Origin of the sequence: Klebsiella sp. HMSC16A12 (assembly GCF_001808265.1) — a bacterium.
Taxonomy (GTDB): Bacteria; Pseudomonadota; Gammaproteobacteria; order Enterobacterales; family Enterobacteriaceae; genus Klebsiella; species Klebsiella pneumoniae.
In genome coordinates, this window is sequence record NZ_KV792561.1 from 46,897 (window position 1) to 59,069 (window position 12,173).

Sequence of the window (12,173 nt, forward strand, 5' to 3'; positions counted from 1 at the left end):
GCATCTTGCGCCCGCCGGGGTTTATCGCCAGACTATCGCCACCATTCGGGAGGAAATCATGGTCTTGCACTCCACGCGCTGGCTGGCGCTCAGTTATTTCACCTACTTTTTTAGCTACGGTATTTTTCTGCCCTTCTGGAGCGTCTGGCTGGCCGGAAACGGGCTGACTCCGGAAACCATCGGCATTTTGCTTGGCGCCGGTCTGGTGGCCCGTTTTCTCGGCAGTCTGCTGATTGCCCCGCGGGTGAGCGATCCCTCCCGGCTGATCGCCGCGCTGCGCGTGCTGGCGCTGTTAACCTTGCTCTTCGCGCTGGCCTTTTGGGCCGGCAGCCACGTAGCATGGCTGCTGGCGATCATCATCGGCTTCAACCTGTTCTTTTCGCCGCTGGTGCCGCTGACGGATGCTCTGGCCAATACCTGGCAAAAGCAGATCACCATGGACTATGGCCGGGTGCGGCTATGGGGCTCTATTGCCTTTGTGATTGGTTCGGCGCTGACCGGCAAGCTGGTGAGCCTGTTCGATTACCGGGCGATCCTGCTGATGCTAAGCCTGGGGGTCGCCTCGATGCTGCTCGGCATGCTGCTTAAGCCGTCGGTGATGCCCCAGGGGGAGTCGCGCCAGCAGCAGGGGGCCGGAATGGCGGCCTGGCTGACGCTGGTGCGCCAAAGCTGGCGCTTTCTCGCCTGCGTTTGTCTGCTGCAGGGAGCGCATGCCGCCTACTATGGCTTTAGCGCCATCTACTGGCAGCAGGCCGGCTATTCCGCCTCGGCGGTCGGTTATCTGTGGTCGTTAGGCGTGGTGGCGGAAGTGGTGATCTTCGCGTTGAGTAAAAAGGTGTTCCGCCGCTTCAGCGCCCGCGACCTGCTGTTGCTCTCCGCCGTCTGCGGGCTGATTCGCTGGGGACTGATGGGCTGGACCACGGCGCTGCCGGGACTCATCCTTGCGCAGATCCTTCACTGTGGCACCTTCACGGTGTGTCATCTGGCGGCGATGCGGTATATCGCCGCCCGTCAGGGTAGCGAAGTGATCCGTCTGCAGGCCGTCTACTCCGCGGTGGCGATGGGCGGCAGTATTGCCATCATGACCGTCTTCGCCGGTTTCCTCTATCAGCACCTGCACCAGGGCGTATTCTGGGTGATGGCCCTGCTGACGCTCCCGGCGATGGCTATACGGCCAAAAGCGGTGGCGGCCTAGTCCTCGAGCATGGCGCAGATATGCTGCTGCTGGCGTTCAGTGAAGTAGTTCTCCGCGTGGATCAGCGGCGGCGAAAACAGCGGCAGCGCCGTCGCATAGGGGGTGACGATAAGCGTCACCCCTTTGGGCGCACCTTCCTTCTGAAAGCGCTCTACGCTCTGGTATTTGATATTCAGCGGCAGCAGCGTTAGTTCGCGCAGCTGTTGTTCCAGGGCCTCTTCAATTGCTGGGTTGTCATCGGTTAGCAACAGCACCTGTTTCTCGTGCAGGTCGCTTTTCTGCATCAGCCAGGCGCCAAAGATCACCGCGATTAAACCGGTCTCTTCCTCATTAAAACGGATGTGCCAGGCCTCCTCGAATTCGCTCAATGCCGCCTGGGTGGTACGCAGTAAGCGAGGGTAGAGCCGGGTCACTTCCTCTGTGAGCGTGCTGTCGATGCCGATAGCAAACACGCTGCGGATCAACGCCTGCGACAAATGAATATAGAGTTGATCGCTGAGCCCCTGCTCATCACTGAACGCTCTGCCAGCGAGGATCTGGAAGCGGTGGATCAGGCCGGAGATAGCCAGCCGCAGGCGGCGATCGTGCGGGTGACCGTCGCGGACCGGGTCGGGGGTTTTGAGCAACATAAACAGCAGCGAGAGGAAAAAAGGTTCTCCGACATGGGGCGGAGCGCCGACCCGACGCTGCCAGTGGCGGACAATCTCCTGCGCCAGGGTGAACTCGGCGGCGGTTTGAGCCCAGCGTTGCTGTTCCTCATTGAAGTCCGGAGAGTATCCCCGGTGATGTTCGAGCAGACAGTACTGCAGGTACAAGCGCAGAAACTGCACGTCGCGGCAGTCAAACTGGCGATTGAGCGCCCGCGCGCAGCGGTTCACCAGCGCCTGCAGATTGGTATCATCGTATAAGGTGCGGGCAATGCCTTCCTGTTTAAGCTGCGTTTTCAGCGCCGGGGTAAAATGATGATTAACGAACTGTGGGCAGAGGCGCAGCCCCCGCCGCAGCGCATGCAGCAGACATAAACGTTGGTCGAGCGCGGCGCCTTCAATCCGATAGCTGCCGTCCACCTGTGACTGGAGGGTCAAACGGTGGTAACGCTGAATTTCGCGTCCGGTCTCCTCAATATCCTGCCGGGCCGTGGTCTCATCAACGAGGTTGATCCTGCCAAGCCGTTCAGTCGTCACCGACTGTCCGGGCAGATAAAACATCAGGAGCACCTGGCTACGGCGCTGTGGACTGGAAAGCGCAGATGGTGGTTCAATGACGGTCATCATCTGGTAAGTTCCAGTTAGGGTTTCCGCTAAGGATAGACAATGACCGCGGCGTGGGCAGGGAAGAGCGTCCGCTTTTACTCAGGATTGCTGGCGAAGTTCACAGAATTTTTCACGTGAGGAACAGATGAACAGAGTGAAACAATGCACAAGCGCGGCGTTTTTCATGGTTTTATCATGGTCGGCCGCTGCGCATCCGCATAGCTTCATCAGCCTGCAAAGCGAGCCGGTGGTCAAGGACGGTCTGCTGAGCGCCTTTAAAATGCGCTGGACGATGGATGAAATTACCTCATCGGATCTGCTCTATGATGCCGGAAACGCCAAACCGGGCAGCGAAGTCTGGAAAAAGCTGGCGGCGGAGGTGATGGCCAACGTGCTCGGTCAGCACTATTTCAGCGAGCTGTGGCATAACGGTCAGCGGGTTAAATTTGACAATCGTCCCGACGGTTACGGCCTCGAACGTGACGGACTGCAGGCGGTACTCACCTTTACTCTGCCGCTGGCGACGCCGCAACCCGTTGCCGGGCAGACGTTTACCTTTTCCACCTTCGACCCGACCTACTACGTCGATATGTTTTATGACAAGGATAGCGATTTTTCCCTCCCCGCAGGGCTGCGGGCCGCCTGTAAGGCAACGGTGATGACGCCAAAACCGAACGACAAAATGCTCTCATACGCCCAGTCGCTGGATAAAGCGGATGCGCCGCCGGAGGATATGGCGCTGGGCAGCTATTTTGCCCAGAAGGTGACCCTGACATGTCAGTAATTTTTACTCCGCGCGCGCGATTTTCGCGCTGGAAAGCGCTGTGGCCGCTGGCGCTGTTGCTGGCGGTGAGCATCATCGGCGGCATTTGGCTGTGGCGGGCGTGGCCGCAGGTGCTGATGCAGAGCGCAGTCTGGCAGCGTTCGCTCAACCTGGAACTCAGCCGCCTGCTGCAGGCGGTGGCGGAGAACCCGGCGGCGGCAGGGCTGTCGCTGCTGGGGTTTAGCTTCGTTTACGGGGTGCTCCATGCCTTAGGGCCCGGACACGGTAAAATTGTCATTACGACCTGGCTTGCCACCCATCCCGCGAAACTGAAATCAAGCATTGGCCTGACGCTGGCCGCCTCTTTATTACAGGGGCTGGTGGCCATCGCGCTGGTGGTCGTGGTGCTGGCGCTGCTGCAGCTGCCGGCGCGCCAGCTGCACCTCAGCAGTTTCTGGCTGGAGAAGGGGAGCTATTTGCTGGTGGGTGCGTTAGGGCTGCTGCTGTGCTGGCGGGCGTTAAAAAAGCTGCGTCTGCTGCTGCGCCGGCCAACGTTTACCGCTTTTACCCCGCACCATGTTCATAACGAACACTGCGGCTGCGGGCATCAGCATCTCCCGGCCCCGGAGCAGCTGCAGGCCGGCGACGACTGGCGGGCTCGCGCCGCGATTGTCCTGTCGATGGGCATGCGTCCCTGCTCGGGGGCGATCATGGTTCTGCTGTTCAGCAAGGTAATCGGCGTTTTTGGCTGGGGGATGGCGGCGGCGCTGGCGATGGCGGCGGGAACCTCGTTGACTATCACGGCGCTGGCGCTGTTGGTGCATGGGTTCCGCCAACTGGCGATCCGCCTCAGTCGCCATCAGGCGCCAGCGTTATGGAAGCAGGTTAGTTGGGCGACGCTGGCGCTGGCCGGCGGCGTCATATTGCTGGCGGCGGCAGGGGTGATGTGGCTCAGCGCCGTCCCTGCCGGCGGTGGGATCCGTCCGTTTTAGACAGACGCCGGGCGCAAATCCTAAAGTGGGCGCCAGCGCTTGCCGCTGGCGAAGCGATGCTCTAGTTTTCCGCTTTTCGGCGGATGACAAGGAGTCGCTATGGCCGCAAATATCGTTTCTCCCGCGCAGAGCGGGCGGTTCTATTATGGCTGCGCCGGCGCCGCCGGGCTGCTGGCGGGCCTGGCGATCGTATTCTGGTTTCCAGCCCTGGCCAGCTGGTGGCCGTCAGATCTGGTGCGTGTCTACCACGCCATGCCGTATGTTATGCGATTAGGGGTGGCGAGTGTCGCGGATATTCCGCTGGTGGCCTACGCCACCCTAACGCTGTCGGGCTTCGTGCTGGCCTTTTGTCATCCCGGTCACAGTAAACTGCCCATTGTTGCCTGGGCTGTGCATAACCAGCCCTCGCCGCGGGAGATGGTCGACTGGATCCTGCGCAGCTGGGTGTTGCAGTTCGGTTTTCTGGTGATCATTTTCTGGCGTTTCGCGTTTATGGGTAAGCTAAGCAGCGACAGGCTAATGCAGATCGTGGGCATCTTTAACGACGTATGCTATCTGGCCACGCTGGTGCTGGCTGGAATACTGCTGCGCGACGGCTGGCGCGACTTTCAGGGCGTTGCCGCACCGGCAGGCAATATTCGCATTCCGCTGATCTTTGCCCTGAGCTTTTATCTGCCGTTTCAGCTGGTATGGATTTTACTCAGTGCGCAGCAGTATGAGCTGCCTCTGTGGGGATGGCTGCTGCTGGTTCCGGCGATGGTCGGCGTGCTGTTAGCCCGCCTGGCGACGGTAGGGATAGCGCTGTGTTTCCGGCGCTGGCTGGGGACGCAGGGCTGTCTGCACTGGCGCGGACCGCTGGCCTTATTTAGCGGCCTGACGGTGCTCTGTATTGGCGGTAATGCGGTGATTCGCCAGATCCTCAACATGATAAAATGACATAAAAAAAGGAAGCCGCGGCTTCCTTTTTGACATCAGTAAGAGATTAACGCTTCAGCGCGTCGCTCAGCTGCTCGCGCATGTTCGCCAGCATCGCTTTCACCACGCGCGGGTTACCGGCAACGATGTTGCCCGTCAGCATATAGTTATGACCGCCGGTGAAGTCGCAGACAATCGCGCCAGCTTCACGGGCGATCAGTTCGCCTGCGGCGAAATCCCATGGTTTCAGGGCGATCTCAAAGTAACCGTCAACGCGGCCGGCGGCCACATAGGCCAGATCCAGCGCGGCAGAGCCGGTGCGACGGAAGTCGGCACATTCGGTAAACATGTTGCCGAGAATATTCATGTAGGTGGTGGCGTGCTGCTTCGCTTTGAACGGGAAGCCGGTCGCGATAATGGTGCCGTCGAGGTCGCGAGCGTTGCTGCCGCGCAGACGGTAGCCGTTCAGCTGCGCGCCCTGGCCGCGGGTCGCGGTAAACAGTTCGTTACGCATCGGATCGTAGACCACCGCGACTTCAGTACGCCCTTTGATGCGTACGGCGATGGAAACAGAGAAGTGCGGCAGACGTTTAACGAAGTTGGTGGTGCCATCCAGTGGATCGATAACCCATTGAACATCCTGCTCTTCGCCAGCGTGTTCACCGCTTTCTTCGGTAATAATGGTGTGCTGCGGGTAAGATTTGCGAATGGTTTCGATAATAATCGCTTCGGCGGCTTTATCGACGTTGGTCACAAAATCATTGCTGCCTTTCTGGCTGGTTTCTACGGTGTCTGGCGTTTCGTAGTGTTTGGCAATTAAATTACCCGCCTTGCGCGCGGCGCGCACGGCGATGTTCAGCATCGGATGCATCGGTCTCTCTCACTGGATGTTAAAGAACGGGAAAAAACGGCGCATATAATAGCAGCCAAATCTGCTTATGTCTCCGTTTTATGGTAGCATGCACGAATAATCTTTAGCCGAAGAACCATAATGCTGCAAAATATTCGAATCGTACTGGTAGAAACTTCCCATACCGGCAACATGGGCTCCGTAGCCCGCGCGATGAAAACCATGGGCTTAACTAACCTGTGGCTGGTCAATCCGCTGGTCAAACCCGATTCGCAGGCGATAGCCCTGGCCGCGGGCGCCAGCGACGTGATCGGCAACGCGCAGATTGTCGATACCCTTGATGAAGCGCTGGCAGGCTGTAGCCTGGTGGTTGGCACCAGCGCGCGCTCCCGCACGCTGCCGTGGCCGATGCTCGACCCGCGCGAATGCGGTCTGAAAAGCGTCGCCGAAGGTCAGCATGCGCCGGTGGCGCTGGTCTTTGGCCGCGAGCGCGTTGGTCTGACCAACGATGAACTGCAGAAGTGCCACTATCACGTGGCGATCGCCGCCAACCCGGAGTACAGCTCGCTGAACCTGGCGATGGCGGTGCAGGTTATCGCCTATGAAGTGCGGATGGCCTGGCTGGCGGCGCAGGAGCAAGCGCAGCCGGCGGTTGAGCATGAAGAGGCGCCGTACCCGCTGGTGGACGATCTGGAGCGATTCTACGACCATCTTGAGCAGACGCTGCTGGCGACCGGCTTTATCCGCCCGAATCATCCGGGGCAGGTGATGAACAAGCTGCGTCGTCTGTTCACCCGCGCGCGTCCGGAAAGCCAGGAGTTGAACATCCTGCGCGGCATGCTGGCGTCTATTGAGCAGCAGAATAAAGGTAAGTAACCGCGTTAACGCCGGATGGCGCTTCGCTTATCCGGGCTACGAATCGGGCTCGCCTGGCGGGATGAAGGTATCAGGCTATGCGGAAGTAAAACGGCACGGAAAGCCAAATACCTGACTAAAACAGTCAAGTAAATAGTTGACCAAATTACTCGGGAATGTCAGACTTGGCCCTGCTATGCAATACCCATATTAATAAAAAGCCCGGCCAGGGGCGAGTTTGAGGTTAAGTAAGACATGAGACTGACATCTAAAGGGCGTTATGCCGTGACCGCGATGCTTGACGTTGCGCTCAACTCTGAAACGGGCCCGGTGCCGTTGGCAGATATTTCAGAGCGTCAGGGAATTTCGCTTTCCTATCTGGAACAGCTGTTCTCTCGCCTGCGTAAAAATGGCCTGGTTTCCAGCGTTCGTGGCCCAGGTGGTGGTTATCTGTTAGGTAAAGATGCCGGCAGTATCGCCGTCGGCGAAGTCATTAGCGCCGTGGACGAATCCGTTGACGCCACCCGTTGCCAGGGCAAGGGCGGCTGTCAGGGCGGCGATAAATGCCTGACTCACGCGCTGTGGCGCGACCTGAGCGAGCGCCTGACCGGCTTCCTGAACAATATCACCCTCGGGGAACTGGTGAATAACCAGGAGATCCTCGATGTTTCCGGTCGTCAGCATCAGCACGAAACCCAGCGCAATGCGCGCACCCAGGACGCGATTGACGTTAAACTGCGCGCCTGAGTGACCCGTCCCGTTTCGGGCTGCGGCTGACAGGGCAAGGCGGCGCGAAACGGCGGGACAACGATTATAAAGAGCTTTCAGAATCAGGCCGGGATGCTCCGACATTCCGTGTACTCGGTCGTACATCAAGCCGGTTGCCTGATTCCTTGCATTGAGTGATGTACGGAGTTTAAGAGCAATGAAATTACCGATTTACCTCGATTACTCCGCAACCACGCCGGTGGACCCGCGTGTTGCCGAGAAAATGATGCAGTTCCTGACCATGGACGGGACCTTTGGTAACCCGGCCTCCCGTTCCCACCGTTTTGGCTGGCAGGCTGAAGAGGCGGTTGATATCGCCCGCAATCAGATTGCCGAGCTGGTCGGCGCCGACCCGCGCGAAATCGTCTTTACCTCTGGTGCGACTGAATCCGACAACCTGGCGATCAAGGGTGCAGCCAACTTTTATCAGAAAAAAGGCAAGCACATCATCACCAGCAAAACCGAGCATAAAGCGGTTCTGGATACCTGCCGTCAGCTGGAGCGCGAAGGCTTCGAAGTGACCTACCTGGCGCCGCAGAGCAACGGGATTATCGATCTGAAAGAGCTGGAAGCAGCGATGCGTGACGACACCATCCTGGTTTCCATCATGCATGTGAATAACGAAATCGGCGTGGTGCAGGATATCGCTACCATCGGCGAGATGTGTCGCGCCCGCGGTATCATTTACCACGTAGACGCCACCCAGAGCGTGGGCAAGCTGCCTATCGATCTGAGCCAGCTGAAAGTTGACCTGATGTCCTTCTCCGGTCACAAAATCTACGGTCCGAAAGGCATCGGCGCGCTGTACGTACGTCGTAAGCCGCGTATTCGTATCGAAGCGCAAATCCACGGCGGCGGCCACGAGCGCGGTATGCGTTCCGGTACTCTGCCTGTTCACCAGATCGTCGGCATGGGTGAAGCTTACCGTATCGCCAAAGAAGAGATGGAAAGCGAGATGGCGCGTCTGCGCACGCTGCGCAACCGTCTGTGGAACGGCGTGAAGGATATGGAAGAAGTGTACCTCAACGGCGACCTCGAGCAGGGCGCGCCGAACATTCTTAACGTCAGCTTCAACTATGTTGAAGGCGAGTCGCTGATTATGGCGCTGAAAGACCTGGCGGTTTCCTCCGGTTCAGCCTGTACTTCCGCGAGCCTTGAGCCATCCTACGTGCTGCGCGCGTTAGGCATGACTGATGAACTGGCGCACAGTTCTATTCGTTTCTCTTTAGGTCGTTTCACTACCGAAGAAGAGATTGACTATGCCATCGATCTGATTCGCAAATCCATTGGCCGTCTGCGCGAGCTTTCTCCGCTGTGGGAAATGTTCAAACAGGGCGTGGATCTGAACAGCATTGAATGGTCACATCACTAATTCGGCACCAATAAGGAGAATTCATCATGGCTTACAGCGAAAAAGTTATCGATCATTACGAGAATCCGCGCAACGTCGGCTCTTTTGACAACAGCGACGAGAACGTCGGCAGCGGCATGGTCGGCGCGCCGGCCTGCGGCGACGTGATGAAGCTGCAGATTAAAGTCAACAATGAAGGTATCATTGAAGACGCGCGCTTCAAGACCTACGGCTGCGGTTCCGCTATCGCTTCCAGCTCCCTGGTTACCGAGTGGGTGAAGGGCAAATCGCTGGACGAAGCGCAGGCGATCAAGAACACCGATATCGCCGATGAACTGGAACTGCCGCCGGTGAAAATCCACTGCTCGATCCTGGCGGAAGACGCGATTAAAGCCGCGATTGCGGATTACAAAAGCAAACGTGAAGCAAAATAATTAGTTGAGGTTTTGTTATGTCGATTACTCTTAGCGACAGTGCAGCAGCGCGAGTCAATGCCTTCCTGGCGAACCGCGGTAAAGGGTTTGGCCTGCGCCTGGGCGTAAGAACCTCCGGCTGCTCGGGTATGGCCTATGTACTGGAGTTTGTTGACGAGCCGGCGGCTGAAGACACCGTGTTTGAAGACAAAGGCGTGAAGGTCGTGATCGACGGCAAAAGTCTGCAATTCCTCGACGGCACTCAGCTGGACTTCGTCAAAGAAGGCCTCAACGAAGGGTTCAAATTCACTAACCCTAACGTCAAAGATGAGTGCGGCTGCGGCGAAAGCTTTAACGTATAATCGGTACTCCTCAACCCCACCGCGGTCACGCCGCGCGTGGGGTTTTAATTTAGATGCATGACCCTGAGGTTACTATGGACTATTTCACCCTCTTCGGGTTACCAGCCAGCTATACCCTCTCGCTTGAACAACTGGCTGTCCGGTATCAGGATCTGCAGCGCCAGTACCATCCGGATAAATTTGCCAGCGCGCCTGCGGCGGAACAGCTTGCGGCGGTTCAGCATTCCGCCACTATAAACCAGGCCTGGCAGACGCTGCGCCATCCGCTGACTCGCGCAGAATATCTCCTTTCGCTGCATGGCTTCGATCTGGCCAGCGAGCAGCATACCGTTCGCGATACCGCGTTCCTGATGGAACAGCTGGAATTGCGCGAAGAGCTGGATGAGATCGGCCAGGCGAAAGACGACGCGCGGCTGGAAGGTTTTATCAAACGGGTGAAAGCGCTGTTTGATACCCGTCAGCAGCTGATGGTTGACCAATTGCATAATGAGAGCTGGGAGGCGGCGGCGGACACGGTTCGTAAGCTCCGTTTCCTCGATAAACTGCGCAGCAGTGCTGAAGAACTCGAAGAAAAACTGCTCGATTTTTAATTTTCGGAAGCAATTATGGCCTTATTACAAATTAGTGAGCCCGGCCTGAGCGCCGCGCCGCACCAGCGTCGTCTGGCGGCCGGTATCGACCTGGGCACCACCAATTCTCTGGTGGCTACCGTGCGTAGCGGCCAGGCCGAGACTCTGCCCGATCATCAAGGCCGCTATCTGCTGCCGTCGGTGGTGAACTACCACGCTTCGGGGCTGACCGTCGGCTATGACGCCCGGCTTAACGCCGCTCAGGATCCTGCCAATACCATCAGCTCCGTGAAGCGGATGATGGGGCGCTCCCTCGCCGATATTCAAAACCGTTACCCGCATCTGCCGTATCAGCTGCAGGCCAGTGAAAACGGCCTGCCGATGATCCAGACGGCCGGCGGCCTGCTGAACCCGATTCGCGTCTCCGCCGATATCCTCAAAGCGCTGGCCGCCCGGGCGACCGAAGCGCTGGCCGGCGAACTCGACGGCGTGGTCATTACCGTTCCCGCTTACTTCGATGACGCTCAACGCCAGGGAACCAAAGACGCGGCGCGTCTGGCGGGCCTGCACGTACTGCGCCTGCTCAATGAGCCGACCGCGGCGGCTATTGCCTACGGCCTCGACTCCGGCCAGGAAGGGGTGATTGCGGTCTACGATCTCGGCGGCGGCACCTTTGATATCTCCATTCTGCGTTTAAGCCGCGGGGTGTTTGAAGTGCTGGCCACCGGCGGCGACTCGGCTCTCGGCGGCGATGATTTCGATCACCTGCTGGCTGACTACCTGCGCGAGCAGGCGGGCTTCAGCGACCGCAGCGATAACCGTCTGCAGCGTGAGCTGCTGGATGCCGCCATCGCGGCGAAAATCGCCTTGAGCGATGCCGAGGCAGCGCACGTCGAGGTCGGCGGCTGGCAGGGCGATATCACCCGCAGCCAGTTTAACGATCTGATTGCCCCGCTGGTAAAACGTACCCTGATGGCCTGCCGTCGGGCGCTAAAAGACGCTGGCGTTGAAGCGCAAGAAGTGCTGGAAGTGGTGATGGTCGGCGGTTCGACCCGCGTGCCGCTGGTGCGTGAGCGCGTTGGCGAGTTCTTTGGTCGCACTCCGCTGACCTCCATTGACCCGGACAAAGTTGTCGCCATCGGCGCGGCGATCCAGGCCGATATCCTGGTGGGCAACAAGCCGGACAGCGAACTGCTGCTGCTCGACGTTATCCCGCTGTCGTTAGGCCTGGAAACCATGGGCGGCCTGGTGGAGAAAGTGATCCCGCGTAATACCACCATTCCGGTGGCCCGCGCGCAGGAGTTTACCACCTTCAAAGATGGCCAGACGGCGATGTCCATTCACGTGATGCAGGGCGAGCGTGAGCTGGTCCAGGATTGCCGTTCGCTGGCGCGCTTTGCGCTGCGCGGTATCCCGGCGCTGCCGGCGGGCGGGGCGCATATTCGCGTTACCTTCCAGGTGGATGCCGATGGCCTGCTGAGCGTTACGGCGATGGAAAAATCGACCGGCGTGGAAGCCTCCATCCAGGTGAAACCGTCTTACGGTCTGACCGATGGCGAAATCGCCACCATGATTAAAGATTCGATGAGCTACGCCGAACAGGATATTCAGGCGCGCATGCTGGCTGAACAGAAAGTGGAAGCCGCGCGCGTACTGGAGAGCCTGACAAGCGCGCTGGCCGCCGACGCCGCGCTGTTAAGCGCCGCGGAGCGTCAGGCCATCGATGCCGCTGCGGAGCAGGTACGCGCCGCCGCGGCAGGCGACGACGCTGACGCGATTAAAGAAGCGATTAAAAATATCGACACACAAACCCAGGAATTCGCCGCTCGCCGTATGGATCAGTCGGTCCGTATCGCGCTGAAAGGCCAATCCGTGGACGAGGTTTAA

At 58.8% G+C, this 12,173-nt stretch carries 13 protein-coding genes; 11 read left to right on the forward strand and 2 right to left on the reverse strand.

Translation table 11 applies throughout. The features are described 5' to 3' along the window. Positions 1-58: 58 nt before the first annotated feature. On the forward strand, positions 59-1,195 hold the full coding sequence (locus HMPREF3140_RS06645) for a 3-phenylpropionate MFS transporter (RefSeq protein WP_004149349.1): 1,137 nt from the start codon (positions 59-61) through the stop codon (positions 1,193-1,195). On the opposite strand, the gene csiE is transcribed toward HMPREF3140_RS06645, so the two are convergent. Further along, the gene (gene csiE, locus HMPREF3140_RS06650) at positions 1,192-2,469 is read right to left on the reverse strand and encodes a stationary phase inducible protein CsiE (protein ID WP_002914002.1); all 1,278 of its coding nucleotides are present in this window, start codon (positions 2,467-2,469) and stop codon (positions 1,192-1,194) included. The two genes, HMPREF3140_RS06645 and csiE, sit on opposite strands and share 4 nt — an antisense overlap. A gap of 124 nt (positions 2,470-2,593) precedes the next feature. Between csiE and HMPREF3140_RS06655 the strand changes: the two genes are divergently transcribed. The 3 genes from HMPREF3140_RS06655 (at position 2,594) to HMPREF3140_RS06665 (ending at position 5,139) form a co-directional block, all read left to right on the forward strand. Beyond that, a complete protein-coding gene (locus HMPREF3140_RS06655; protein WP_004185124.1) occupies positions 2,594-3,232 on the forward strand; it encodes a DUF1007 family protein in 639 nt (212 codons plus the stop codon). Further along, positions 3,223-4,203 (forward strand): nickel/cobalt transporter, encoded by a 981-nt coding sequence (locus tag HMPREF3140_RS06660; protein WP_004180908.1) that lies wholly within the window; start codon positions 3,223-3,225, stop codon positions 4,201-4,203. The genes HMPREF3140_RS06655 and HMPREF3140_RS06660 overlap by 10 nt, the downstream gene beginning before the upstream one ends. Before the next feature lie 99 nt (positions 4,204-4,302). Continuing rightward, positions 4,303-5,139, forward strand: a complete 837-nt coding sequence (locus tag HMPREF3140_RS06665) for a hypothetical protein (RefSeq protein ID WP_032412157.1) — start codon at positions 4,303-4,305, stop codon at positions 5,137-5,139. A 46-nt stretch (positions 5,140-5,185) separates the two neighbouring features. On the opposite strand, the gene suhB is transcribed toward HMPREF3140_RS06665, so the two are convergent. Then, on the reverse strand, positions 5,186-5,989 hold the full coding sequence (suhB, locus tag HMPREF3140_RS06670; protein WP_002913995.1) for an inositol-1-monophosphatase: 804 nt from the start codon (positions 5,987-5,989) through the stop codon (positions 5,186-5,188). A gap of 120 nt (positions 5,990-6,109) precedes the next feature. Between suhB and trmJ the strand changes: the two genes are divergently transcribed. From trmJ to hscA, 7 genes are all read left to right on the forward strand, one after another. After that, positions 6,110-6,844: a tRNA (cytosine(32)/uridine(32)-2'-O)-methyltransferase TrmJ gene (gene trmJ / locus HMPREF3140_RS06675; RefSeq protein ID WP_002913994.1), complete on the forward strand. Its 735-nt coding sequence runs from the start codon at positions 6,110-6,112 to the stop codon at positions 6,842-6,844. Between the two features lie 234 nt (positions 6,845-7,078). Next, positions 7,079-7,570 carry a Fe-S cluster assembly transcriptional regulator IscR gene (gene iscR, locus HMPREF3140_RS06680; RefSeq protein ID WP_002913993.1) on the forward strand — a complete coding sequence of 164 codons (492 nt, stop codon included), beginning with the start codon at positions 7,079-7,081 and terminating at the stop codon, positions 7,568-7,570. A gap of 178 nt (positions 7,571-7,748) precedes the next feature. Continuing rightward, complete coding sequence (gene iscS / locus HMPREF3140_RS06685; RefSeq protein WP_002913992.1) at positions 7,749-8,963, forward strand: cysteine desulfurase; 1,215 nt, start codon at positions 7,749-7,751, stop codon at positions 8,961-8,963. Between the two features lie 26 nt (positions 8,964-8,989). Further along, the gene (gene iscU / locus HMPREF3140_RS06690; protein ID WP_002913991.1) at positions 8,990-9,376 is read left to right on the forward strand and encodes a Fe-S cluster assembly scaffold IscU; all 387 of its coding nucleotides are present in this window, start codon (positions 8,990-8,992) and stop codon (positions 9,374-9,376) included. A gap of 17 nt (positions 9,377-9,393) precedes the next feature. Further along, positions 9,394-9,717 carry an iron-sulfur cluster assembly protein IscA gene (gene iscA, locus HMPREF3140_RS06695; RefSeq protein ID WP_002913979.1) on the forward strand — a complete coding sequence of 108 codons (324 nt, stop codon included), beginning with the start codon at positions 9,394-9,396 and terminating at the stop codon, positions 9,715-9,717. A 74-nt stretch (positions 9,718-9,791) separates the two neighbouring features. Then, positions 9,792-10,307: a co-chaperone HscB gene (hscB, locus tag HMPREF3140_RS06700; protein WP_004174835.1), complete on the forward strand. Its 516-nt coding sequence runs from the start codon at positions 9,792-9,794 to the stop codon at positions 10,305-10,307. A 15-nt stretch (positions 10,308-10,322) separates the two neighbouring features. Beyond that, complete coding sequence (gene hscA, locus HMPREF3140_RS06705; RefSeq protein ID WP_004149343.1) at positions 10,323-12,173, forward strand: Fe-S protein assembly chaperone HscA; 1,851 nt, start codon at positions 10,323-10,325, stop codon at positions 12,171-12,173.